The organism is Bacillus sp. bc15, from assembly GCF_900142585.1.
In the GTDB taxonomy this organism is placed as follows: domain Bacteria; phylum Bacillota; class Bacilli; order Bacillales; family Bacillaceae_G; genus Bacillus_A; species Bacillus_A cereus.
Genome location: NZ_FRBJ01000022.1, coordinates 1 through 24,918 on the forward strand (window position 1 = coordinate 1; position 24,918 = coordinate 24,918).

Consider the following 24,918-nt stretch of genomic DNA (forward strand, 5'->3'; position numbering starts at 1 on the left):
TATGTTATATAATGATGTTAACAAACTATATTTTAGGCATTACCCCCGATTGTGTAGAATAAATAATTTTTCGATGAGCTAAAGTATTTGGCTAAAAGAACTTGTAGCGGGGCCTTGCTACAAGTTCTTTTATTTTTTCAGTAAAGGAAAATAAGAAAAAAGAAGGGGACACGAGTATGATCGGAAACTTAAAGAAAGCAGCATTGAATTCGTTAGATGGGAAATGGGGGGTAGGTATAGGAGTATCAGCTTTATTCTATTTTGTACCAACCTTAAGTGCATCAGCAATCGCCTTTTTTATGTATTTAATATTTGTACTGTTTATCGGGATAATTGGTCCTGATGCATTATTTATTTATTCAATAGGTGGGCAACCACAAGTAGATCCAACAGCATTTGCTGTACTTATTCTAAGTTATATTGGTTTAGGTGTGGTTTGTTTCCTAATTTACAGTGTCATACAAGGTATCTTTAATTATGGATATTCTGTTTTTACTTTACACTTAGGGAGAAAAGAAGATGCTAAGGTAGACGATGTATTTTCGGGATTTAAAAAGAAGAATTTATTTAAATCTATGAAATTGGGGCTTCTGCAAGCTATTTTTCTTTTTTTATGGAGTCTCTTATTAATTGTTCCAGGTATTATTAAATTTTTTTCTTATTCCATGTCGTATTACATATTAGTAGAGAATCCTGATTATACAGCAAGTGAAGCATTGAGAGAAAGTAAAAGAATAATGAAAGGACAAAAGTTAAAGTTATTTGTTCTTTGGTTATCATTTATTGGTTGGTTTTTATTATCCGCATTTATCGGAATGTTTACATTTAATCTATCATTTATTTTTATTTCTCCTTATTACAACACAACTGTCTCACATTTTTACTTAAATTTAATTAAAAAGCAGATATTGGAGAAGTGAAGGTAAGTATATAAATAGAAAAAAGTAAGGTTAAGATGAAATGTATACTATTCTAATAGTGGATATGCAATTAAGCATATCCTTTTTTTAATAATATATTAAAAGACTTAAGCTGCTGGATATATCATGTTTATTATGATTTGAGCAAGGGTAATGCAAACATGTTACAAGTTAGAGTGAATAGGGTAAGGATAACGTAAACGTGTCGCAAGCCAGATGGAATGGAGTAAGGACTATAAACAAAACATGTTATTGTTGGGTTGAAATAAAATTTGAATACAGATTTAAAAAAAGATTGATTAAAATTCATAAACATATCAATTACAAAAACTTACTTGTACTAGAATTTTATCTTTACAAAAAATCCTTATAGACAGAAATTTAGATTAACAGTACTACTCTGTGCATTCCATATCTCTCTTTTTTGCTTTAAATGTAGATTTTCGTTTTACTTTTATCTCAGCAAGTATAACACTGCTTAGAATAAGTAATGCTCCGATATACCCTTTGAGTGACAATACTTCGTTCATGAACAGGTATGCAAACAGTGCAGAAAATACAGGTTCTAATGAAAAAATGAGTCCTGTATGTGTCCGTGTTGTGTATTTCTGTGCCATCGCCTGAATGATGTAGGAAAAAGCACTGCAGAATATACTTAATACCAGTACAGCGATCCAACTCTCTTTAGTGGATGGAAGTTGCGGCTCTTCGAAAATTAGGGCAGAGAGTACGCCAAACCCTCCTGCAAATCCCAACTGAAGAATTCCAAGCTGCAACGTATTGGCAACTTTAGCCGCTCTTCCGGTGATGATAATATGAAAAGCATAAAAGAGAGCAGCGAGTATACAGAGTAGATCCCCAGAATTGAGTGTTAATTGATTATTCAAAGTCAGTAAACCTATTCCGGTCATTGCAACAAGGGAACTAATGATTAGTCTGTAACTTAGTTGATCCTTAAACAGAACGATAGATAATAAAGGGATAAAGATTACGGTCAAACTGGCTAGAAAACCAGCATTTGAAGCTGATGTCATTTTTAAACCTAAGATGACTGAAGCAGATACAGCGAAAAGTAAAAATCCTAGAATAAAGCCGTATTTTAGGGTGACAAAATGAATTGAACGAAATTGTTTAAAAAAAACAGTAGCACAAACCAAAAAAGCAATACCAAAGCGTAATGAAACAAGAGAAAATGAAGGAACAGTTTCCAATCCGATTTTCATAAAAACATAGGAAGTACCCCAGGTCATTGTAACAAGTAAAATCATAAGATTAGCCTTTATTGGTTTCATTTTTAGTTCTCCTTTAAAATTTTTATGTACTTAGTTTCATTGTGATTCAAGTATTAGTAAAACGAATATATGTAATAATATACTTGAACAAAATTCATACATGAGAAAGTAGGAGAGTCGATAAGTCTGACTAAGTTAGAAATCTTTCTGAAGACGGTTGAAATGGGGAACCTATCAAGAGCGGCCGAAGCACTAAATGTGACTCAGTCAGGTGTCAGCCATGCGATTAGAAGTCTTGAATTGGAGTATGGTTTTCAACTGTTATTCCGGAATGAAACGGGTGTTCGGTTGACGGGAAATGGTGAGCGTGTTTTAACTCATGTTCGTGAAGTAGTAAATCATAATGAACGATTGAAGCAAACTGTTGCAGAGATTAATGGCATAGTGATAGGAACTTTGCGTATTGGAACCTTTACAAGCGTGTCTACTCACTGGCTGCCTACAATCATCCATCGTTTTCGCTTGGAGCATCCTCGAATTGAAATCAAATTAATGGAAGGTGATTATGGAATGATTGAAACGTGGATTCAACAAGGGGTGATTGACTTAGGTTTCATGTCACTGCCGTCGTCGGGCCATCTAGAATCTATTCCACTGAGAAAAGATCGAATGCTATGTGTCCTTCCTAAAGATCACGGATTAAGTAAACAATCCATAGTTCGGTACAATCAGCTCGAGAAAGAGCCTTTTATTATGCCTGCTTCTTCATGTGGTTACGATGTTAGGAAAGTATTAGAAGCAGCCAGAATTCATCTCGATATCCAATTCGAAACCGGTGATGATCATGTGATTGTCGCGATGGTGGAGAACGGGCTTGGAGTTAGTGTCATGTCTGAACTTGCATTACAAGGACAAAGCGAAAATGTTACGATTGTAGAATTGGAAGACAAACCTACACGATTACTTGGGCTGTCACTTACTTCAATTAAACACGCATTACCAGCGACAAACCGGTTTATCGAACATACCCAAAAATGGCTGGATGGCGATTGAATATATCGGCAATCAAAATAAAATTAACTTTAGTCCATATAAGGGTAGCGCCACATCGCTATCAAGCTAACAAAAAAAATACCCTCTAAAATGAAAAAGGCGTTATTCTTTCTGAGAAATCATAGGAAAGGATAATGCCTTTATATCAAAATGACGGTATCCTATATGAAAAATTAATATCGTTCAAAATGTATATATTGTATATATTGTACACATTGTATATAATGTGTTCATAAGCATTTAAGAGGCAAGGAGTTGAATCATGAAAATCTTACTATCTAATAAGTCTAAGTCGCCTATTTATCAACAAATCATTGATCAGATTATATTACAAATATCAAACGAAACATTGAAAGTAGATGATTCGTTACCTTCTATGCGTTCATTAGCAAGAGACTTGAAGGTAAGTGTTATTACTTCAAAAAGAGCGTACGAAGAACTTGAAAAAGCGGGTTACATCTACTCTATAGTAGGGAAAGGCTCGTTTGTTGCAAAACAAATAAAGAAACAACGTGTGGATGAACTAAGTGATCCAATACGTGAAAAATTCAGTACAATCGTTCGAGAGAGTAAGGCTAATCATTTATTAAGGGATGAGTTAATACAAATTATTAATCATATTTATGAGGAGGAATAAAAATGGAGAACATTGTAGAAGTGAAAAATGTTTCAAAAACATATAAGGGATTTTCTTTAAAAAATGCATCGTTCAACATCAAAAAGGGGTTTGTAACGGGATTTATTGGCGCAAATGGTGCTGGGAAAAGTACGACAATTAAACTTATTATGGATCTTATTAGCAAGGATAGTGGAGAAATCACAGTGTTTGGTAAAGATCATCAAAAGGACCAAGTTTCTATTAAAGAGCGTATTGGATTCGTATACGATGACAATATCTATTATGAAGATATGACAATTCATCAACTAAAAAAATTCATTGCTCCAGCGTATAAAAAATGGGATGAAAATCAGTTCCAATCCTACTTACAACGCTTTGAGTTACCAACTAACATAAAAATGAAAGAGATGTCTACAGGGATGAAAATGAAGACTTCCCTAGCGTTTGCACTTTCACACCATGCCGAATTTATACTTATGGATGAACCGACATCTGGACTCGATCCTGTATTTCGAAGAGAACTTTTAGACATCCTTTATGATTTAATGGTCGATCAAGATAAAACAATTTTTTTCTCCACACATATTACCACTGATTTAGATCGTATTGCTGATTATATTGTATTTATTCATAATGGAGAGATTGTGTTTGAAAAAGATATACATAGTATTTCTGAAGAATATGCAACTGTAAAAGGGGATAAATCCTTGCTTACGCCGAAAATCAGAGAACAATTAATCGGGATTCGTGAAACAAACGTGGGATTTGAAGCACTCACAAGTAACGCCAGCCGTTCACGTACGCAATTAGGAAATGATGTATTAATTGAAGAAGCGACATTAGAAGATATTATGTACTATACAAAAAAGGGGAATATTCAATATGTATAATTTAATATTAAAGGATTTTCGATTGCAAAAATTAATGATCTTATTCTATCTACTTGGTATATGCTTTTTTATAGGGACGTTTGGAAGTTTTGGGTTCATAGTCGTTTTGGTGGCTGGTTCTTATATGATAAATCTACATTATTACGACGAAAAGAATAATAGTCACAAATTTATTAATAGCCTACCTTATAGTAGAAATAAAATTATCATGTCAAAATATATCGGTACAGTGTTGTTTACAATTCTAGTAGTTCTATTTTCATTATTGATTCAAGCAGTAATTCAAGTTGCATCCCCGAATTATGGAGTTGAAATTGAAACTCCACAGACAATTATGGTTAGTATTCTTACTGTCATGTTGTTTACGTCTATCTACTTACCATTTTTCTATCGCTTCACCAATAAATATTTGATGGCTGCTGTCAGCATTATTTTCCCTGTATGTGTTGTTTTATGGAGACCAATTGAGGCATATGTAAATATTACTGACCTTGTATATAGCGTTACTACACATTTTACTATTAATCAACTAATTACAATTGCTTCAATCGTTACCATGCTTATATTTATCGGTTCTTACTTCTTAACAGTGAGAATTTATAAACGTACTGATTTTTAAAAATTCTTTTTAACTGAAGTATAGAAAACCTAACAAATAACTGTTGTACAGTTTTATTCTTAAACGCTTTGGTGCTACTCAATCGCTATCAAACTAATAAAACAAAATTTTCCCTTCAAATGAAAAAATACGTCATACTTTCCTATGATTCTACAGAAAGAATAGCGTATTTTTTCTTTTTATGGATACATTTTTTTAGCTCGATGGCGATGTGGTGTTACCTCAAATATAATTATTTTATTTGAAGGTCTCTTTTAAATTTTTATTAAATCTTTTCATAGGTTGATATACAAGGACGTGTAGTGATAAACCTATCACTGCAGTAATGTTTAAAATAATACTTATAATCATTAAAGACCATTCTATAACTGGAGAAAAGTATCCGTTCGTGCTTAATGTAGAAGAACTTACACCTAGTATTAAAATCACTATTAGTAAAGGTAAGTTTTTAACCAATTTGAATCCCCCCTTTAAATATAATATCTTTACATTATTATATCACACTATATTATGTAATTAATGTAAGATAGTTATCTAATGGTAGAAACAAAAGTGGGAGCCCCTGAAAAACGAGAAGGTGCAAAAACTGTTGACAAAACAGAAGGTACAGGTACAAATTCTGAAGAAGGAAAAATGGTAGAAACAAAAGAAGGAAATTAAATAATATATAGTTATAACGAAGAGCATCCAAATGGGTGCTCTTTTTATATTATGGGTGTTTTTTCCCATCCCCTCGAAATGGGGGAATAAGCAAGTGGATATCTTATATTCCTCACGTTCAGAAATTAACATATTAAAACTAGATAAGTAATATCGTTCGTAAAAGTGTATATTTGAGATCATTTAAACCATTTACCCTTCATTGTAAAAATCCGATCATCATTTGGTATTTTCTTTTTTTGTGTATTCTCCCTACATTAAAGTAGATGTTTTCAAGTGAAGAAATATCCCCTTACAAAAATGTAAGGTTACTGTCATATTAATCAATAGCGATTCATCTCTCAAAAGAGCAAAATAAGTAAGAGAATAACAATCGTAGGAGGATATATATGACGAAACCAGTTGTAGATGTAAAAAACATTCAAAAAGTGTACGGTAAAAAAGGTGATAACCAATCACATGCGTTAAAAGGTGTCTCATTCTCCATTCAAGAAGGTGAGTTTGTTGGTATTATGGGACCATCTGGTTCTGGTAAAACGACATTATTAAATGTAATTTCAACGCTTGATAAAGCAACGGGCGGCGTTGTTGAAATTGCGGGTACGGACATTACGAAAATGAAGCAAGGTGAGCTTTCTGATTTCCGTTCGCAAAAGTTAGGATTCATTTTCCAAGACTTCAACTTATTAGAGAACTTATCTATTTATGAGAACATTGCACTTCCACTTTCACTTCAAGGTGTTTCATCACGTAATATTGGACCAAAAGTAGAGAAAGTAGCGGATATGTTAGGGATTACAGAAATTCTTCAAAAGTATCCAACTGAAGTATCCGGTGGACAGAAACAGCGTTCAGCAGCAGCACGCGCACTAGTGCATGAGCCGGCAATTATTTTAGGAGACGAGCCAACAGGAGCTCTGGATTCGAAAAATGCAGCGAGTTTACTGGATGCCATGACAAACTTAAATACAGAACAAGGTGTGTCTATTATGATGGTTACGCACGATCCGTATAGTGCTAGTTACTGTCAACGTATTTTATTCATTCAAGATGGTGAGCTATATAAAGAAATTCATCGTGGTGGTACCCGTGAAGAGTTTTATAAAGAAATTTTAGACGTGCTGGCAGACTTAGGCACTCAAAAAGGATAAGGAAGGACGTTCAAGCATGTTATTTAAAATTTCTATGTCTGGACTAAAAAGTAAGTTGCAAGACTATATTGTCTTACTTTTGGGTCTTATTATATCTATTTCAATTTTCTATATGTTCCAAACGCTAGCACAAAATAAAGCATTTCTTGAATCTAATTCAAATGTAGCTGCTATTGTATTTGCATTTCAAATTGGTTCGGTTTTACTAGCAATCATAACTTTCTTCTATATTTTATATGCAAATTCTTTCTTATTATCCCTTCGCCAAACAGAGTTTGGGATGTATATGATGTTAGGAGCAAAAAAGCATAAAGTTACACTACTTATGTTTATTGAAACAATCGTATTAGGCGCAGCGTCTCTTGCAATTGGAATTACAATTGGTGTGGGACTTGCAGACGGTATCGGTCAGTTATTGATGAAACAGTTGGAGTTTTCTGGTGAGGGGTATCAAGCATTTTATATTCCATCTATGACAGTTACTTGCATCTTCTTTTTTGTCTTATTTGTACTATCAGCCATCATGAATAGTATGAAATTGTCACGTATTTCTGTTTTGCAACTTGTACATGCAGATGAACAAACAGAACATGTCGCGGTAAAAGGGAAAATGACAGCTGTAGTTGCATTCCTGGGTTTACTTTTACTAGGTATTGGTTATACATCACTGATCTATATATCACAGCTACAAGGAGAAAATATAATAAGCATTCCTAAATTTATGGCTATTGGATTAATCGCAGCTACAGTCGGTACGTACATGCTATTTGGATCCCTTCTCCCCGTTATGATGAAAAAGGTACAGAGTAATAAAAAACGTAGGGAAAAAGGGCTGAATGCTTTTACTTTTGCGCAATTAAACTTCCGTATGAACAGTCTAACAAACGTGTTGGCAACGGTAGCAATCTTAGTAGCTCTTGGAGCTGGTGGAATTGCTTGTGGTATGGCATTTAAAAACAATGTTCTAAAACAGACTGATAAAGGAACCATTTATGATTCGGTAGTTCATAATCCAACAGTGGAAGAAAAGATATTGTTAGACGGTATTCCATTTAAAGAGCAAATTGAATATCGTTACAAGGTGGATGATACGTATGTGTATTATATAAAAGAAGAGTTAGAGAATAATCGTCCTTTAGTAAAAGATAGAAAAAATGAGAAGACAATGAAAGTTTCAGAAAAAATCCCCATGAATGCATTTGCATTATCAAGACAATGGGGTAAAGATGATGGAAAACAAAAACAATGGAGCGATGCTTTCCAAACAATTCAACCAAAGTATATGTATCCGAATCATGAAGTGAAAATTGTCAATCAAAACATATACGATAGTATGAAAGGTACAGAAAATAAAGTATTTATTGGTAAAGCGGATAATTTCGGCACATACGTAAAAGAATGGAAAAAACTTGATGAATTACAGGTAGTTAAATATAAAAATATGAAAGCAGAAGAACTGGGTAGTAAGTATCAAACATATAAGTCGAACCAAAGTCTTTCTAGCGGACTCATGTTTATGGGCTTCTTCGTTGGAATTGCGTTCTTAGCAATGATGGCAAGTTGTCTGATGTTTAAAGTTCTGTCTGGTGCATCCAAAGATTGTACACGTTATCAAATGCTTCGTAAAATCGGTGTTCGCCGAGAGTTATTAACACAATCGATTTATAAAGAGTTATTCTTTGTATTCTTAATCCCAGCAATTGTGGGTATTGTTCACGTATTAGTTGGTATGAACATGTTCAGCCCTCTTTTAATTGATCCGTATTTTCGAATTTGGTTGCCACTTGTTATTTTTGTAGTGATTTACTTGAACTATTACTTCATTACGGTTCAATTATATAAAAGAATTGTACTTCCGAAAGAAGAGTAACGTAAATATAATTTGTATGAAGTGTCAACATCATCAGCCACCATGTATTGATCATTTTGAAGGAAGACAAAAAAGCTGGAGATAAGAAATGGACTCGCACTATGGTTAAACAATTGGTTCTCGTGCAAAAAAATAAAATTGTATCATTTCTCTCAGAACAGATTATTTCAATAATCTGTTCTTTTTCGTTTGTAAAGACATGTGTAAGCAGATTCATGTAAGGGGTACCCATAATATGAAAAATCTCAATCTCATTTTTATAGGATGAAATGAGATTGAGACTCTTTTGTTGTTTATTTGCTGGATAATGGAATGGTAACTAAAAATTCTACGCCTTGTTTGGTCTAATATATTTTGCACTGTAGGACTCCTTTATTATTTAATATGAATTCATTATATCGGAAAATTCATATAATTTAAATTGATTATCCATAATATGCAATATATCTCTACATAAGAATCTGTATCTAAAAGATCGTTAAAAAAACCTTTTAGATACAGATTCTTATTTTAATTTTGTAAGTGGCTCCAAAAAGAAGGAATCGTTGCCGTACCCCCTGTAGACTTAAAATAAAGTTGGATTAAATTATGATTTAGTTGTCATAACGATTGAACGTGGATAGAATCCCAATTTCTCATAAAACGATACAGCTTCATTCCCGTACACTACTGTTAATTCAATTTCATATATTTGTTTTTCTTTAAACCATTCCATTGCACTATTCATTAATTTCAAACCTAATCCGTTTCTTCGATATTTTTCGTCAACAAATAGAACCTCGATCTTCCCGCTTACTTTTTTACCATATGCTATATAAAATCCTAATATATAGTCTGTTTCCGCTTCAATCAATAATTCAATCCTATATTCTCCATACTTTAAGTTTTTTTCATATTCTTTAATGCGTTCCTCAAATGTAATTCTTGGATAATCACCAGAAAAAAATTTTGATTTACTATTATGGTATTCATGCAATTTATTTAATGGGTTTCTTATCACTTCTATTTCTTCTAGGGTTATCTGTTTATTAATAATTTTCATTCTTTGACATCTCCAGTAATGTATTTTTATTTAAGTATAGAATACTGTACTTCCTATATCGATAATTATGTAAATAAGCTGTCCATATGGACAGCTTATTTTATTTTTTGCTTAGCGTATATTTTTGTTAAAATGTTGGTGGTACAGCCTGACTGAGCCATACGCGAAGGGCAATGAGTTCGTTAGCTTGATATTTACTAGATCGCTGTACAAAGCCAACTTGTCTGGCGATGTCTTGTAGGACTACTGGAGATAGAAAGCATAGCGTATTTTTTCATTTTATGGGGTATTTTGTTTTGATGGCTTGATAGCGATGGGGTGGGAACCCTTTTTAACTTAGGGGTAATTTATATCGTATTTAGCAATTATTAATTACATAATGCAAATGATTATTTACATTTTGTTAGTAATCATTTACAATTACAGTAATTGTAAATGAGGAAAGGGAAATTATGATGCTAGTAAACAGAGTTAGAGAATTACGAGCACGATTTAGATGGACTCAGCAAGACTTAGCTGATGCAATTGGGGTCACAAGGCAAACAATTGGATTAATAGAAAAAGGTGATTATTCTCCATCTGTCACTATGGCGTTAAAAATAGCTGCTGTATTTCAAGTTACCGTAGAAGAGGTTTTTTATTTAAAGGGAGAGGAACGATTATGATAAAACAGGTTTTAAGATCTCCACTCATAGGGGCCAGTATATTTGTGTTAATTATTGCATTTTTACTATTTTCTCTTATGAATACACAAGTCATTTTAGCTAAGTTATGTTTCGGGATTTTAGTGACGGTTACTTTTTTATGGCTCATTCTCACAAGAATTTATAACCGAAAGAATCCTCATGATAAGATCAGGTTATTTGGCTTTATACCATCTGAATTTCGTGAAATAGATGAAGGGCAGCAGTGGGTAACCTATAAGGCTTGTCGAAATGTGTATATTTACTATAGCATTGCACTTCCAGTAACGGCAGGGATTTGCTTCCTCTTTTCTCAACATAATTTTGTTCCGTTATTGTGCATTGGTTTACTAGGTGCAGGTCAATACACTGTCTATTGGTTAACTACTATTCTTATTTTAAATCGTATTTAACAAAGGGGATGAAACAATATGGTGGAGTGGGCTCAAAATGCAGGTGCATTATGGCAATATGTAGTGTTATTTCTTTTAGCTTTTGCCCCATGGATGGATGTATCAATCGTTATACCACTTGGTATCGCATGGGGGTTACAACCAATTGCAGTAGGAGTAACAGCATTTGCAGGAAATCTTATCTTGGTTCTATTACTCGGTTTTTTCTTTAAACAGTATGCCAAATGGCAAGCAGCAAGAAAACTAAAAAAAGGTATAACAACACCTTCTAAAAAAGAAACCCGATCAAGAAAAATATGGGAACGATATGGTATTCCAGGTTTGGCTCTTCTAGCTCCAATTCTCGTAGGAACTGATATTGCAGCTGTATTAGCTTTAACATTTGGATCTAACCGGACACACGTCATAAGTTGGATGACGGTCAGTCTAGCAGTATGGACAGTCATTTTTACAGTTGCTGCGATGTATGGGCTTAGCTTTTTAAATATTATTTAGGATATCATGATGATTTTAGGTAATCTAAAATCGTTCATTATCTAAAAATTATGGAGTAATAAAGTGAGCTCATATAATATTAAGACAAAAGCTTTATCCAAAAACATTTGAACACTCAACTAGCTGTATGATATGGTCATAGTACCGTAGCTCACGAACTTATATAGGTAGAAACACATTGCTATCAAGCTAATATTTTGAGGCATCCCCAAAACAAAAAAATTGTACATTTTCATCTGGAGATGTCAATTTTCTCGTTTTGGGGTATTTGCTTTTCTTAGCTTGATAGCGATGTGTCTGTACCCCTAATATATCGTTGCAATTCTTCCACAAATGGTTGTAGTTCATCTTGAATCGAGAGATTCATAAAAAAATGTCACCCTTTCTCATCTAGCCTGCGTAGAAAGCATAACGTTTTTTTATACTTGTGGGTAATAAAATTTCTTAAGGCAATGGGAGCGAAATGATCCCTGCTATTAACTTATTTTATGAATACCGAATCAAAGTCTATGAATCTCTATATAATAATTTTTTTATTAAGAAAAAATTAAGAAATTTGATTAGTAATTATTAAGAAATGTTATTTATAATTCAAATTACTTTACAGAATAATTGTTACATATAAATATTTGTTAATAATATTTGTAGTTAATATAATTTGAAGGAGAGATTACATGTTAAAACGTATAGCATCTATTGGTATAACTGGAATTATATTTATGAGTGTACTAACAGGATGTAGCTATGTTGGAAAGTTTTTTTCAGAAACTTATTATGTGAAAATAGCAGGACAAGGTGATAATATAGGAGATGCATCTGAATATACTTTAAAAGGATTTAAAGAAAATGGGGAAGAAAAAACGATTCGGTTTAGTATAAATAATAATAAATCCATTGCAGAGGGAAAATATGTAAAAATTACTGCCGACGAAGATAAAGAGGCAAACAAAAAAACACCAAATAAAATCACATTAATTAATAAATATGAAGTAGTTAAAAGTGAGGATGTACCTCAAAAAATAAAAGAAAAACTAAAATAACTTTTTAAGTTAACATGGAAGCCTATATGGAATGATTCATTCTATATAGGCTTTTTATCATTCAAGTGACCGTAATTATGGACTAACAGGAAAGAATGCAAATTTTTATTATGGGGGCATTCTCAATTCTTAAGTTGATGGGCATGCGGCTGTACCCCCATATGGGCAGCTTATTGTATTTTTTGCTTAGCGTGAGGTTTTTCAAAAATGCTGGAGATACCCAAAATAGTTGTTGCTAAAGATGGGCTGAATTGGAATTTAACTCCATCTTTTCTTTTTAATCTTGTATAATAAATATAATGATATTTAAATTTTATATATTATACAATCAAATAGGAGGAATAAATGATATGTTAGATAAATTAAAAAATCATTTTAAAAATGTAAATTTAGTATGTTCACAATGTGGTAAAACAATCGAACATGGTGAACAATTTGCAGTTTCTTTAGTATTACCTGAAGAAAAAATATGCCTGTTGGACAATTAGATAAAGTATTAGCTAAGAGAGCAAACGAAATTTTATGTAGTAAATGTAGATAATACTGGAACAGGAGCAATTCTTCACTATTCGCTTGTTGAAATTATCAAACTTTTTTATAAAATCACAATATGTATGCACAAATATAGAAGTTATTTTAATCAATCTTTTTTCAAAATGGCTGCTATTTTTTTACTTTAAAATGAGGGTTCGGGCACACTTTTTAATTAAACTTTAATTCAAATCTTCAATTGTTTATATTTTGTTATTTCCTGTTGCAGAATCCTTAGGATAAGGATTCTTTTTTATATCAAAAATCACAAATAAAAAAAGATAAGATCGGCGAACACGATCTTATCTTTAGCACAAGGAGTAAACAAAAGGATAACCATCATATTTTTATTATAATTTATTTTTTATTAATTTTGAATATTATAACCATAATTAACAAGTATATCTATATTGAGAAATTTATTGCAAAATTAGTTATAAAATGATTCAAAACTCCAATGTAAACTTTTAGCCTAAAGTTTACTTCCAAATTAGAAAAGATTAGGTCCTCAATTGGCTTTACCCCGGCCATAAACCTTACGATCAAAAACAAAGGGTAATTCAACTATCAAACTCATATAAAATGTTAATCTTGTCTAAGTATTCATTAGGATATACAATTGATCATCTATTTTTCTTTACATAATCTCCAGATACAGTCCATATCAACTATAGATTCTTGCCTTATCCTAAATGTAATCAAAAAGCAAGTAGATAAAGATAATGTCTAAAACATTAACTCTAGATACTTTTTTGATGAATATTACAAATAAACAGGAGGTAATGAAAAATGATTAAAACATTATTAGCAGGAGCATTTTTAAGTACAGGATTATTAGCAGGTGGTGCAATTGGTGCAGATGATGCGAAAACGGACAATTTAAAGTCAAATGAAAATTCAAATCAAGTAATTACACAGAGTGTAGATGGAACAACGTCTTCCTCACAAAACTTTGATTTACCTAAAGATGCAGTGCCAGCATCTAAAGGAGATGTAAAAACTGTTGAAAAATCAGAAGGTACAGGTACAGATTCTCAAGAAGGAAAAATGGTAGAAACAAAAGAAGGTACAGAATCACAACCTGGAAAACATGCAAAAACTGTTGAAAGAACAGAAGGTACAGGTACAGATTCTCAAGAAGGAAAAATGGTAGAAACAAATGGAGGTACAGAATCACAACCTGGAAAACATGCAAAGACTGTTGAAAAATCAGAAGGTACAGGTACGGATTCTCAAGAAGGAAAAATGGTACCAACAAATGAAGGAAATTAAATAATATATAGTTATAACGAAGGGCATCCCAAAAGGGGTGCTCTTTTTATATTATAGGGATTAACTAGTTTTACTCAACATAGAGCTGTATGGGGTCCCGCCACATCGCTATCAAGCTAAGAAAATACAACTCCCCCCAGAATGAAAATTTTATCCATTGTTGAATACTGATAAGATGGTTATGTTACCTGAAGACAATAGATTTATATCGCGAAATTTATATAAAAAAGATAAAATGGAAGAGTGTTTGAAATATTTGGATAAAAAAGGGGCGAGATACGGTGAGTATTATTGAAGAAAATTTAAAGTTAGATATTAATCGTATTGTATTTATTGGGAGAACATTTGAGGAATATATTAAAATGTTTGATTTATCTCCTGAAAATTTAGAGAATATGAAAGTTTTAGATTGTGCAGGCGGAGCATGTTCTTTTACTGCACATGCCAATAAATTAGGTATTGATTCTACGTCTTGTGATATTGCTTATTATCATGAGGTAGTTGACTTGGAACAAAAAGGATTAGAAGACATTGAACATACTATAGAACATATGGAAAAAGCATCAGGAAACTATGTATGGGAGTATTTTTCGTCTATTGATGCATTAAAAGAAGAAAGAAGCCGTGCTTTAAAAGATTGTGTTCAGGATATGAGAGAAAATCCTCAACATTATCAGGCCGTTACTTTGCCTGTTTTACCATTTGAAAATAAACAATTTGATATGACAGTTTGTGCACATTTGCTGTTCATGTATTCTGATCGTTTAGATTATCAATTCCACTTAAATAGTTTAAAAGAGTTGATACGTGTAACAAAAGGTGAAATTCGTATTTTTCCTTTAACAGATTTATATGGAAAGAAATATGATCAATTATCTCAATTGATGAATGACTTAAAAGAACATGTTCGTTCGATTGAAGAAGTAAAAGTATCCTATGAGTTTCAGAAGAATGCTAATCACATGTTAGTAATTAAGCTGAAGTAATAATGTGAAATCTCTTTACATTTTCTTAGTTTTTTTACTACTACTAATGATGAGTTATGTACACAATACTTATATAGATAGGGTATATAGCCCTTTTTTAGTACTCTTTAATAAAAGGGGGAGAAAGAATGGTGAAAGCAGTTATTTTCGATTTAGATGGAACTTTGTTGGATAGAGATAGTTCTCTTAAACTTTTTATTCGAGATCAATACACGAGGTATATTAATGAACTAAAACATGTACCTGAAGAACAATATGTAAACCGATTTATTGAATTAGATAATAAGGGATATGTTTGGAAAGACAAAGTATATGAACAGTTACTTCAGGAACATTCTATTACTAGTTTAACTTGGGAGCAATTATTAGAGGATTACATAAATAACTTTCAACATAACTGTATTCCTTTTTCTAACATGGAGTATGTATTACAAGAGCTTAAAAGTAGAGGGATTTTATTAGGCATGATTACAAATGGATTTACTGAATTCCAACTACTGAATATCCGCGCCCTAGGAATTGATAAGTACATGGATATCATTTTAGTGTCAGAACAAGAAGGGATAAAAAAACCTCAAGCTGAAATTTTTCTGAGAGCTTTAGCAAGACTAGGTGTTAGTCCGGAAGAAAGTGTGTACGTAGGAGATCATCCAAATAATGATGTAATAGGAGCTCGGGATGTGGGAATGAATGCAATATGGAAGAAAGATACGTTTTGGGGGAATCCGTTTACAGATGAGCATGTAATTGATGATTTAAAAGAGTTGCTGCCTATAGTTAATACATTCCAAAAGGCGTAATGGAATTCCGCTGACAAAGATTATGTAAATATATATAACAGAAGTAATGATTAAACGGTTATATAAAGCTAAGGTTTTGCACTATCCATAAAGCAAAAAAGACGTTATTCTTTCTGTATAATTATAGGAAAGGATGGCGTTTTTTATGTCTGTTTCTGTGTCTGAAGAATTACAACTATTTGCTCAAGAGATTCAAAGTGCCCTATCTCCAAATGCCTTACGGGATCTTGCTAGAGATGCTGGGTTTGTACAACGAGCCAGTAAGTACCAAGCAAAAGATTTAGTCGCTTTATGTGTATGGGTGAACCAAAATGTAGCTATGACTTCTTTAAATCAGTTATCTAGCTGTTTAGAAGCATCAACAGCAGTACTCATCAGCCCTGAGGGCTTAAATCAACGATTTAATAAAGCGGCTGTACAATTTTTACAACATCTATTAGCTGAATTAATAAACCAAAAATTGACCTTATCTATGCCGATTTCTTCTCCATATTCTTCTATTTTCAAACGTATTCGTATTTTAGATTCAACTGCATTTCAACTTCCAGATATATTTTCATCAATTTATCCTGGTGCGGGAGGATGCAGCCATACAGCGGGAGTAAAGATACAACTTGAGTATGATTTATTAAGTGGACAATTCCTTCATATTCATACAGGTCCAGGTAAACAACATGATCGAACCTACGGTTCCCTGTGTGTCCCAACTGTAACAGCGAATGATTTATGTATCCGAGATTTAGGTTACTTTCATTTGAAAGATCTTCAACATATACAAGATAAAAAGGCTTATTATATATCACGTATCAAGTCGAATACACGTGTTTATCAAAAAAATCCTAATCCTGATTATTTTCAAGATGGAAGAATTAAGAAAGGTACAGAGTATATACAAATAGATATGGAGACATTAATGAACTCCCTTCAACCAGGACAAACATGCGAAATATCCAACGCTTATGTAGGAATGACTGATAAAGTCCCAACTCGTCTGATTGTTCATCGACTAACAAAAGAACAACAACAAAAACGATTACACGATCAAACGGTAAGAGAAAAAAAGAAAGGAATGAAGTATTCTGCTCGTAGTAAACGACTTAGTGGTATTAATGTATATATGACAAATACCCCTATAGATATTGTCCCGACGGGACAAGTACATGATTGGTATTCTTTACGTTGGCAAATCGAAATTTTATTTAAAACGTGGAAGTCATTCTTCCACATTCATCATTGTAAAAAGATAAAACCAGAACGATTGGAGTGCCATTTATATGGTCAATTGATTGCCATTCTACTCTGTTCTTCTATCATGTTTCAAATGCGCCAATTACTCCTCATGAAGAAAAAACGAGAGCTTAGTGAGTATAAAGCCATATATATGATTAAAGACTATTTTCTTCTTCTATTCCAAACTATACAAAAAAACACCCAAGAGCTATCAAAGGTGTTACTTCGCCTGTTCAATCTCCTACAGCAAAACGGGCGGAAATCTCATCGATATGAGAAAAAAAACGGTCTTTGATATATTAGGTGTCGTTTACAATTGTAACCTGTCTGATAATCAAGCCGCTTAATTCAAAAAAGTGAAACCCGTTAGGGTTTATTTCGTATGCAAATCTTTCAATCCCCTACACATGCCCTTTAGAAAAAAGAAACAACCTCTACTATAATTGACGTTGTATGAGCTTAGCTTGATAGCGATGTGGCGTGACCCCTGTATGGGGAATTGAGGATTAGAACATAGGGTACTGTTTCTTCAAATTATAGTGTTTAGAGCAATAGTTTTGGTGGTAACGTTACAATACAAACATTTTGTTAGAGATTTTTTTTATTTACATAGACTCTAGATAGACTACATATAAACTTCAGGTACTTGTTTTATGATACAAGTAATCAAACAAAAGGAGGGGGTTACAACAGTATTAACAGGGCACTCTTTTAAGTACAGGAGATTATTAGCAGATGGAGAAAATGTTGAAGATGTACAGACAGATAAACATATTCCATATAAACAAAATGAATTGCAAAAAGCTAAAAGTACGGTTCTAAGAAGTTTGAGTTATAAAAAGAAATTAGATAAGTATAGTGAAAATAGATAAATTGACAAGAGAAAAGCACTTTGTGTATATCACAGGTGCTTTTTATTTTTATTTTGATCTAGGACTTGAATTAAACTTTTATACTAAAATATATATAGGAAAAGGTGGAAGTTCATTGTACAAAATTATTTATGGAATATTAATTTTAATTTATACTTTGTATTCATTTTTTGTAAGTGATGGAAGTGAAGTAAGGTTTATTATGGTGTTAACTATAGTACTTATCTTTTCTGTGGTTTTAGAAAAATGGATTGATTAAAGGTCGTTTTTTAAAACTTTTTAAAGATATCTAATGTAAATTATTATTTGAAATTTTACTTTTATTTTTTGTAGAGTATGAGAAATAGTTTGATAAGAAACTGAAAATTAAAATATTTAAATGTATAATAATGTATAGAAGATATTGAAGAAATAAATAGAGAAGAGGGAATATCGTATGACTAGTTTAAAAAATGTTCTTGAGCTTGATTTTGCATATCTTGAAACCTTTACTAGCCGAATAGAGAAATCATGGGGTTCTATATTTTGTAATGAAAGTAATCCATATTATTATGATGCGAATCATGCACATGTAAGTGTAGTAAGCTTAGATCCACAAATAATAGTAAATGAAGTAGTCCATTTCTATAAGACTAAAAATATAGTACCTAGATTTTATATATACAACTTAGATATGCAAGAAAAACTGATTTCTGAATTACAAATAAAGAATTTTCGATTTGAAGAATTAATAAGTCCAGTCCAATTATGGAATAAGAAATTAACTAAAAAAGATAAAAATGAAAAAATTACTATTGAGAAGGTGACTGAATTAAATTTTGAAGAAGCTTTAGATATTGTATGTAATATAAAAGAGTTTGGAGGAGGCGAAGTTAGAAAAAAACTTTTCAAGGGGAATTCCAACATTCAGCATTCACTCACTATTTACTTAGATATAATGGAATAGCATGTTCCATTACTTGTATTTTTGAACATGAAAAACAGGCTCGAATGGAAAGTGTAGCTACAATTAAAAAGTTTAGGGATAAAGGGTTAATAGGTGAACTTATTCATTTTATTCAAAGTGAAGTAATGCATAGGGGACTAGATAACCTTTGGGTAATTCCAATTAACGAAAAAATAGAGAAAGTGTATGAAAAGTATGGATTTGAAACAGTAGAAAAAAATTAAAACAGGACATGCATTTTTAGGAGGAAAAAGTATTAAAGAAATTCACGAAGGATAGAAAAAATCAACTCACTCTGTTAAAGAAAAATATTTAGTTAATAAATGTATTGAAAGTAAACTAATATTCAGTAGTTTACTTTCATAATATTGATTTTTATAAGTGTTTGGTAAAGAAGATACAATGAATTACTAATAAAAACTATAACGAAATCTAGTTCGGTATAGTAAAGTGCAAATGAAGATTCCCTCTTTGCTATCTCCCCAAAAAAGAACCATTGCTGATAATCTTATAGACTGTATTTTCAGAAACATTACAAGCGTGTAAGTAAAATGAAAGGAAATTCAATATGAGAGAAAAAATCTTACTACTATAATGAATAACAGAAACACTCATGAAAAAATGTGGTGCGAATCTAGGTGATTTTTATGTCTTTTCATTAAGGTTATGTCGCAGGAGCAGTACTGTATTAAAATTCAATTGAAAAATTTGATGAAGTTATCACCTTTAGAAAAGATGATTCCGTTAAGTATACATCAATTAGAGAGAACCACATAGATACCGGTATAATTCTGGATTAATATTTACTAGAGGTAACGATACATCGTTATTTTTATCTAGAATGTTATTTAAACTACCCAACACGTAACCTAATGGACTGTTTGAGATAGGCGATTCCTGAGAACACCGATGTATCCACCAGTTATCTTAGCAGGCTCTACCTATAGTCCCTGCGGTGAGAACATAAGTATTTTGTACGTTGATTTACCCCAATTTCTACTTTAGCTTGCTTGTCACAACTTTGACAAGCGTGGAGCCATAGAACGTTGAAGAATGATTTGTACCAGTATATAGTGGCCAACAGATTGACTTAGGCCAACCGACATTCATCTTCAACCTAAAATTAGTGTTGCACACCCTCACATTTTTGAGGAAGGAGTCTTCTGTCGGAAAAAAATAAAAAACACAGAGGTGTAAAATGAACATTATTTCCGAACTATTCGTTAGTTTTGCAATTCCTACGATACAACTCACATTTTTGATCCTTCTCATACTTATTTTTAGCTATTTTGTAGTATACAAAAAGGTATGTAAAGGTGAAAAAAAGTTTACCGTACAACAAATTATATTATTGATATTAATAATAGGATATTATTCTCTTGCATTATCAGCTACTTCATTTGGTCGTTCAGATGATATAGCTTATGCAAGAACAATTGACTTTGATGTACTTAGTGTTTATAAAAAAGCATGGAATACCTTTTCATTTTCTTCTTTTTTCCATATCATTGTGAATATTGGTATGCTTTTTCCATTAGGAGTTTTATTACCTTTATTTGGTAATGTTTTTCGAAAAATAAAATGGATGTTAACCAGCGCAATTATAGCAAGTTTATTAATTGAAATACTTGAATTTACTATGCAACGTGGAAGTATGGAACTGGTTGATTTACTTCATAATATTTTAGGAATGATGCTAGGGTATTCTGTGTTAAACATAGTTCTTATATTGTTGAAGAAAAAAGAAACGCATGCACAGATGATGAAATATTTATTCCTTCCCATTACAGTAATTCTCATCGCATTCGGAATAATTATCTCGTACCATATGAAAGAATTTGGAAATATGCCTATTGATCCCAATACAAAAATAGATCTGTCTCACATTACGATAAAAACATCAATAGAGTTAAAAGAAGAAAGGGAAAAAAAACCTGTTTACAAAGATTCCGTTACAAAAAAATCACCTGTTCGAGATGTCGAAATTCTTTCTCCAAAGGAAGCATTTCAAAAACTAAAACAAGGAGAATTTGAACCTATAGGATCTTTCAATGCAGGCGATACATTATTCATTACAAAATATAATATAGATTACTACACTGATACAAAAGGTTTCTCTCAACCTATATATGTCTTTGAGGTACAAGTAAATGATAATGACGAAGATATTTGGTCTCAACCTATTTCCGCAAGGAAATAATATGAGACTACTAGTACTGGCTGTAATCCATGATACATGGGAAAGGCGGAGTCTGTTTTGAAGACTTCGCCTTTGTTTGTATAGTGCATGCAAGGGTACGGAAACGATTCAAAGAGAGGGGGGGCATCATCTCTCAACTCTCTTTTTTAATTTGTAAATATAGTAAAAATCCGTATTAACTTTCTACCAATAATTTAGCTTTATTTCGCAGACACGGGTAGGGCCAAGATACATGTAATTTTGAATATTATTCATACATTTTTTAAAAACGCACTTGTGATTACGAATTTCTTTAACACTTTTCAACTTATTATCATACATCCTAATCATACAGTTGGAACAGAGTGTTTTCAGTAGCTAATAAATGGGATGATCAGGGTGTAACCCATAATAGACGAAACTGCATTTATATGCCAATCTCATGCATACATTAACAGTAAAAAGAGAAGATGGTTCGTCCCGCTCGTATTAGATGACCTGAATGTGAAAAGAATAAATAAACGAGCATATGAAATATCAGGAGGACAAGCACAGCGAACAGCGATTGTCTGTGCACTGATTCATTCTCCTAAATTGATTCTTACCGATGAGCTAACAGGGAATTTGGATACTAAACTCTCTCAAAATGTAATGGGAATATTAACACAATTAAATATAGAAGAAAAGGAAACAATGATGGACAGTTATATAATGAAATTTGCCACAATGACAATTGTCCATTACTTTATAAAAGTATTATGGACAGTCTTTCTATGTTAGGAGGGAATAAAAATGACTTTTCGACAGCTAGCATTTAATAATGTTATACGGAATAAACGAATATATCTTGGGTATTTTTTTAGCAGCATATTTGCGGTAATGATTTTCTTTACTTATGGTCTACTTTTCTTTCATCCAAATCTAAAAGGCGAACTGACTCATGTAAGTACTATAATGAGCACATTTGGGAAAATAGGATTTCAACTATCGTATTACTTAATTTTTGTTTTCTCTTTCTTATTTATTTTCTATTCTGCTAGCGCATTTTTAAAAAATAGAACAAAAGAGTTTGGATTGTTAATGTTACATGGAATGTCGCATAAACAGTTTCATCGATTAATTTTTTTCGAAAACATGTTGATTGGAATCCCTTCTATACTAGTGGGTATTGGACTTGGAATGATTTTTTCTAAATTATTTTTACTAGTTAGTGGGTCTTTATTGGCAGTAGAGCATAGGTTACCATTTTATTTTCCATTAAAGGCTATTGGAGTAACAGCTCTGTCCTTTTTTATCTTATTTCTACTTATTTCTTTGTTTACATCAAAAATGGTGAAAATAAATGAGCTTGTAGAACTTATAAAATCAGAAGAAAAACCAAAACCTGAACCTGAAGTGTCTGCTTGGCTATCTTTGTGGCTATAATCTTAATTGGAGCAGGCTACACTTCTGTCCACCACAGTATCGATGCAATTGCAATTAATTATATGAGTGGGAATGAAGTATTACTGATCGTTGGATCAGGGGTCACGCTTATTATATTCGGAACTTATATTTTCTTTCATCAATTTTGTATATATGTGATATATAATTTAAAAAATAGAGAAACTACATTCTTTAAAAGAACCAATCTCCTTGTTATTTCAGAATTAGCGTTCCGAATGAAAGATAATGCGAGAACGTTCTTTATGGTTACAATTACATCTACAGTATCTTTTACAGCAATTGGAGCTTGTACAGCAATGGGAAATCCTGAATTAGCAAAAAATGAGACCCCATTTGCATTTACCTATAGATCAGATTGGGGAAATCCACTAGAAAAATCACATATTGAAGAGATAAAAAAACAATTAGAAGAATCTGGATTTTCTTATAAACTTGCAACAGCAAAATTTAAAATAACACAGAATGACATTAGATTAATTAATCTTTCTACGTATAATGAATACGCTAAAACACTAGGATATGAAATAGAAAAATTAACAAATGAAAATGAAAGTATCGTTATACTACCAATGAAAAAACACAAAAGTGTAGAGGATCTAAAACCTTTTGTATTAAGGCATGGTGAACTAGAAGTACCAGTTACTGTTCAAAAAACATTAACTATCCCAGAATTAAAAGAGATGCTTGCTAAAACTGTTATTATCTCTGATGCTGTTTACAATGAAGTCATAAATATTAAAACTGTAGATATTGGTATCTCGCAAGATTACACTATATACGGTTTTATTATAAAAAATTGGCCTGAAACAACTGCAGTTTCGAAAAATCTTATGAAATCTGTTGGTACGAAATTAGGCGATTCTTATACTTTTTCATCTTTGAGTTTGAAATGGCTTGAACTAAAACAACAAAATGGCTTGCTTTCTATTACAAGTATATTGGTGGGAGTTGTATTCTTCGCATTTGCAATAAGTTTTTTATATTTCCGTCTATTTACTGATTTAAAACGTGATCAAGAGCAGTATCAAATGATTTCAAAATTAGGTTTAAGTCAAAAAGAGTTAAAGACAATTATAACAACACAAATGATGATATTATTTTTCTTACCCATTGTAGTAGCTATGATTCACAGCAGTTTTGCATTTCTAAATTTGCATCAATTAGGACAAACCATAAGTAGGGAAATGTCCGTTATTCAAAGCTCAATTGTTGTATTAGTAAGTTTTTTTGTATTCAATTGATTTACTTCCTTATTATTAGAAATTACTATATAAAACGCATATGTACAAAAATAAATTCATAAAAAAGAGAAATAAAAAATTAAAGGTGCAAACTCAATCACTATATATGATTGAGTTTGCACCTTTAATATGTTTAAAAATATACTAAGATTAATCTATGTTGACTCACCTTTTATACATTATCTGAAAAAGAACTTGTAGGGATTCCTACAAGTTCTTTTTGTTTTTCATTTTAAATACTTAAAAGGTATAAGCACAGTTTTACTTTTTACCAGTAATATGGTGTTAAATTTATCTTTCTTGTCCATCTGTTTGATTGGCTTGGAACTCCATTTTTAGCGCAATACTATCCCCTTGGAACACGTTCTGATCTGTGCCGTTATCTTCAAATACAAACTTTATCCAAAACCAATCCATTTTCCCAGGTTTTAATCCCCCTGTTTCAGTCCACTTAGAATGAAATACTTTTTTGGATGCAATCTCTGGGCTTTGTGATTTTAGTTCTGCAAGAGTTGTCTCGTATACAGGGCTTTTCGCAGAATCCCAATCTAAAAGAAATTGTACTTTAATATGTTTACCGAAATCTTCTGTAGTGTTATTTTGTTTTAAATCGTTTACAGTATAGTCTATTTTCATCATGATATCTTTAATATCTAATGTACCACTATTTTTTAAATTGAATTTCTTTAATATTTTGTCCCCAGGTTTTAAATTTTCTAAGTTAAGTG

At 32.0% G+C, this 24,918-nt stretch carries 19 protein-coding genes and 7 pseudogenes; 22 read left to right on the forward strand and 4 right to left on the reverse strand.

Annotated features, from left to right (window positions below; all coding sequences use genetic code 11):
• Positions 1-176 precede the first annotated feature (176 nt).
• A pseudogene (locus BUA87_RS28980) lies at positions 177-934 on the forward strand (DUF975 family protein).
• Between the two features lie 381 nt (positions 935-1,315).
• On the opposite strand, the gene BUA87_RS28985 reads toward BUA87_RS28980, so the two are convergent.
• Entirely contained in the window at positions 1,316-2,212 is an 897-nt protein-coding gene (locus BUA87_RS28985) for a DMT family transporter (RefSeq protein WP_072941774.1), read from the reverse strand.
• Between the two features lie 120 nt (positions 2,213-2,332).
• On the opposite strand from BUA87_RS28985, the gene BUA87_RS28990 reads away from it, so the two are divergent.
• The 4 genes from BUA87_RS28990 to BUA87_RS29005 all read left to right on the forward strand — a co-directional run bounded on the left by BUA87_RS28990 (position 2,333) and on the right by BUA87_RS29005 (position 5,333).
• A complete protein-coding gene (locus tag BUA87_RS28990) occupies positions 2,333-3,205 on the forward strand; it encodes a LysR substrate-binding domain-containing protein (protein WP_072941778.1) in 873 nt (290 codons plus the stop codon).
• Positions 3,206-3,467: 262 nt separating this feature from the next.
• A complete protein-coding gene (locus BUA87_RS28995; RefSeq protein WP_072941782.1) occupies positions 3,468-3,842 on the forward strand; it encodes a GntR family transcriptional regulator in 375 nt (124 codons plus the stop codon).
• A gap of 2 nt (positions 3,843-3,844) precedes the next feature.
• Positions 3,845-4,714 carry an ABC transporter ATP-binding protein gene (locus tag BUA87_RS29000; RefSeq protein ID WP_060486351.1) on the forward strand — a complete coding sequence of 290 codons (870 nt, stop codon included), beginning with the start codon at positions 3,845-3,847 and terminating at the stop codon, positions 4,712-4,714.
• Positions 4,707-5,333 carry an ABC-2 transporter permease gene (locus tag BUA87_RS29005; RefSeq protein WP_072941786.1) on the forward strand — a complete coding sequence of 209 codons (627 nt, stop codon included), beginning with the start codon at positions 4,707-4,709 and terminating at the stop codon, positions 5,331-5,333. The genes BUA87_RS29000 and BUA87_RS29005 overlap by 8 nt, the downstream gene beginning before the upstream one ends.
• 237 nt (positions 5,334-5,570) lie before the next feature.
• On the opposite strand, the gene BUA87_RS29010 is transcribed toward BUA87_RS29005, so the two are convergent.
• Positions 5,571-5,789 (reverse strand): hypothetical protein, encoded by a 219-nt coding sequence (locus BUA87_RS29010; RefSeq protein ID WP_072941790.1) that lies wholly within the window; start codon positions 5,787-5,789, stop codon positions 5,571-5,573.
• Between the two features lie 81 nt (positions 5,790-5,870).
• Between BUA87_RS29010 and BUA87_RS32055 the strand changes: the two genes are divergently transcribed.
• The 3 genes from BUA87_RS32055 (at position 5,871) to BUA87_RS29020 (ending at position 9,014) form a co-directional block, all read left to right on the forward strand.
• On the forward strand, positions 5,871-5,993 hold the full coding sequence (locus BUA87_RS32055) for a hypothetical protein (RefSeq protein ID WP_256679002.1): 123 nt from the start codon (positions 5,871-5,873) through the stop codon (positions 5,991-5,993).
• Positions 5,994-6,382: 389 nt separating this feature from the next.
• Positions 6,383-7,144, forward strand: coding sequence for an ABC transporter ATP-binding protein (locus BUA87_RS29015; RefSeq protein WP_072941794.1), 762 nt, complete (start codon positions 6,383-6,385; stop codon positions 7,142-7,144).
• Between the two features lie 16 nt (positions 7,145-7,160).
• Positions 7,161-9,014, forward strand: coding sequence for an FtsX-like permease family protein (locus tag BUA87_RS29020; RefSeq protein WP_072941798.1), 1,854 nt, complete (start codon positions 7,161-7,163; stop codon positions 9,012-9,014).
• Positions 9,015-9,600: 586 nt separating this feature from the next.
• Here the strand turns inward: BUA87_RS29020 and BUA87_RS29025 are convergent.
• Positions 9,601-10,056 (reverse strand): GNAT family N-acetyltransferase, encoded by a 456-nt coding sequence (locus BUA87_RS29025; protein ID WP_072941803.1) that lies wholly within the window; start codon positions 10,054-10,056, stop codon positions 9,601-9,603.
• A gap of 452 nt (positions 10,057-10,508) precedes the next feature.
• Here BUA87_RS29025 and BUA87_RS29035 point away from each other — a divergent pair, with 452 nt between their 5' ends.
• The 14 genes and pseudogenes from BUA87_RS29035 (at position 10,509) to BUA87_RS29105 (ending at position 24,252) form a co-directional block, all read left to right on the forward strand.
• Complete coding sequence (locus BUA87_RS29035) at positions 10,509-10,721, forward strand: helix-turn-helix transcriptional regulator (RefSeq protein ID WP_072941806.1); 213 nt, start codon at positions 10,509-10,511, stop codon at positions 10,719-10,721.
• Entirely contained in the window at positions 10,718-11,152 is a 435-nt protein-coding gene (locus BUA87_RS29040) for a hypothetical protein (RefSeq protein ID WP_000595643.1), read from the forward strand. The genes BUA87_RS29035 and BUA87_RS29040 overlap by 4 nt, the downstream gene beginning before the upstream one ends.
• 18 nt (positions 11,153-11,170) lie before the next feature.
• The gene (locus BUA87_RS29045) at positions 11,171-11,647 is read left to right on the forward strand and encodes a small multi-drug export protein (RefSeq protein ID WP_000230641.1); all 477 of its coding nucleotides are present in this window, start codon (positions 11,171-11,173) and stop codon (positions 11,645-11,647) included.
• 674 nt (positions 11,648-12,321) lie between these two features.
• Positions 12,322-12,687 carry a DUF1093 domain-containing protein gene (locus tag BUA87_RS29050; RefSeq protein WP_072941809.1) on the forward strand — a complete coding sequence of 122 codons (366 nt, stop codon included), beginning with the start codon at positions 12,322-12,324 and terminating at the stop codon, positions 12,685-12,687.
• A 350-nt stretch (positions 12,688-13,037) separates the two neighbouring features.
• Positions 13,038-13,228, forward strand: a pseudogene (locus tag BUA87_RS29055) (hypothetical protein).
• Positions 13,229-14,007: 779 nt separating this feature from the next.
• Entirely contained in the window at positions 14,008-14,490 is a 483-nt protein-coding gene (locus tag BUA87_RS29060; RefSeq protein ID WP_072941813.1) for a hypothetical protein, read from the forward strand.
• A gap of 281 nt (positions 14,491-14,771) precedes the next feature.
• Positions 14,772-15,476: a hypothetical protein gene (locus BUA87_RS29065; protein WP_000022250.1), complete on the forward strand. Its 705-nt coding sequence runs from the start codon at positions 14,772-14,774 to the stop codon at positions 15,474-15,476.
• Positions 15,477-15,604: 128 nt separating this feature from the next.
• Positions 15,605-16,276 carry an HAD family hydrolase gene (locus BUA87_RS29070; protein ID WP_072941817.1) on the forward strand — a complete coding sequence of 224 codons (672 nt, stop codon included), beginning with the start codon at positions 15,605-15,607 and terminating at the stop codon, positions 16,274-16,276.
• A gap of 145 nt (positions 16,277-16,421) precedes the next feature.
• Positions 16,422-17,853, forward strand: a pseudogene (locus BUA87_RS29075) (IS4 family transposase).
• A 306-nt stretch (positions 17,854-18,159) separates the two neighbouring features.
• A pseudogene (locus tag BUA87_RS29080) lies at positions 18,160-18,344 on the forward strand (hypothetical protein).
• Positions 18,345-18,814: 470 nt separating this feature from the next.
• A pseudogene (locus tag BUA87_RS29090) lies at positions 18,815-19,603 on the forward strand (GNAT family N-acetyltransferase).
• A 919-nt stretch (positions 19,604-20,522) separates the two neighbouring features.
• Positions 20,523-21,524: a VanZ family protein gene (locus BUA87_RS29095; protein ID WP_072941823.1), complete on the forward strand. Its 1,002-nt coding sequence runs from the start codon at positions 20,523-20,525 to the stop codon at positions 21,522-21,524.
• A gap of 495 nt (positions 21,525-22,019) precedes the next feature.
• A pseudogene (locus BUA87_RS32080) lies at positions 22,020-22,321 on the forward strand (bacitracin ABC transporter ATP-binding protein); the annotation flags it as partial.
• Positions 22,296-24,252, forward strand: a pseudogene (locus BUA87_RS29105) (ABC transporter permease). The pseudogenes BUA87_RS32080 and BUA87_RS29105, both read left to right, overlap by 26 nt.
• Before the next feature lie 229 nt (positions 24,253-24,481).
• On the opposite strand, the gene BUA87_RS29110 reads toward BUA87_RS29105, so the two are convergent.
• A partial coding sequence (locus BUA87_RS29110; RefSeq protein WP_072941826.1) for a TasA family protein occupies positions 24,482-24,918 on the reverse strand: 437 nt, incomplete at its 5' end.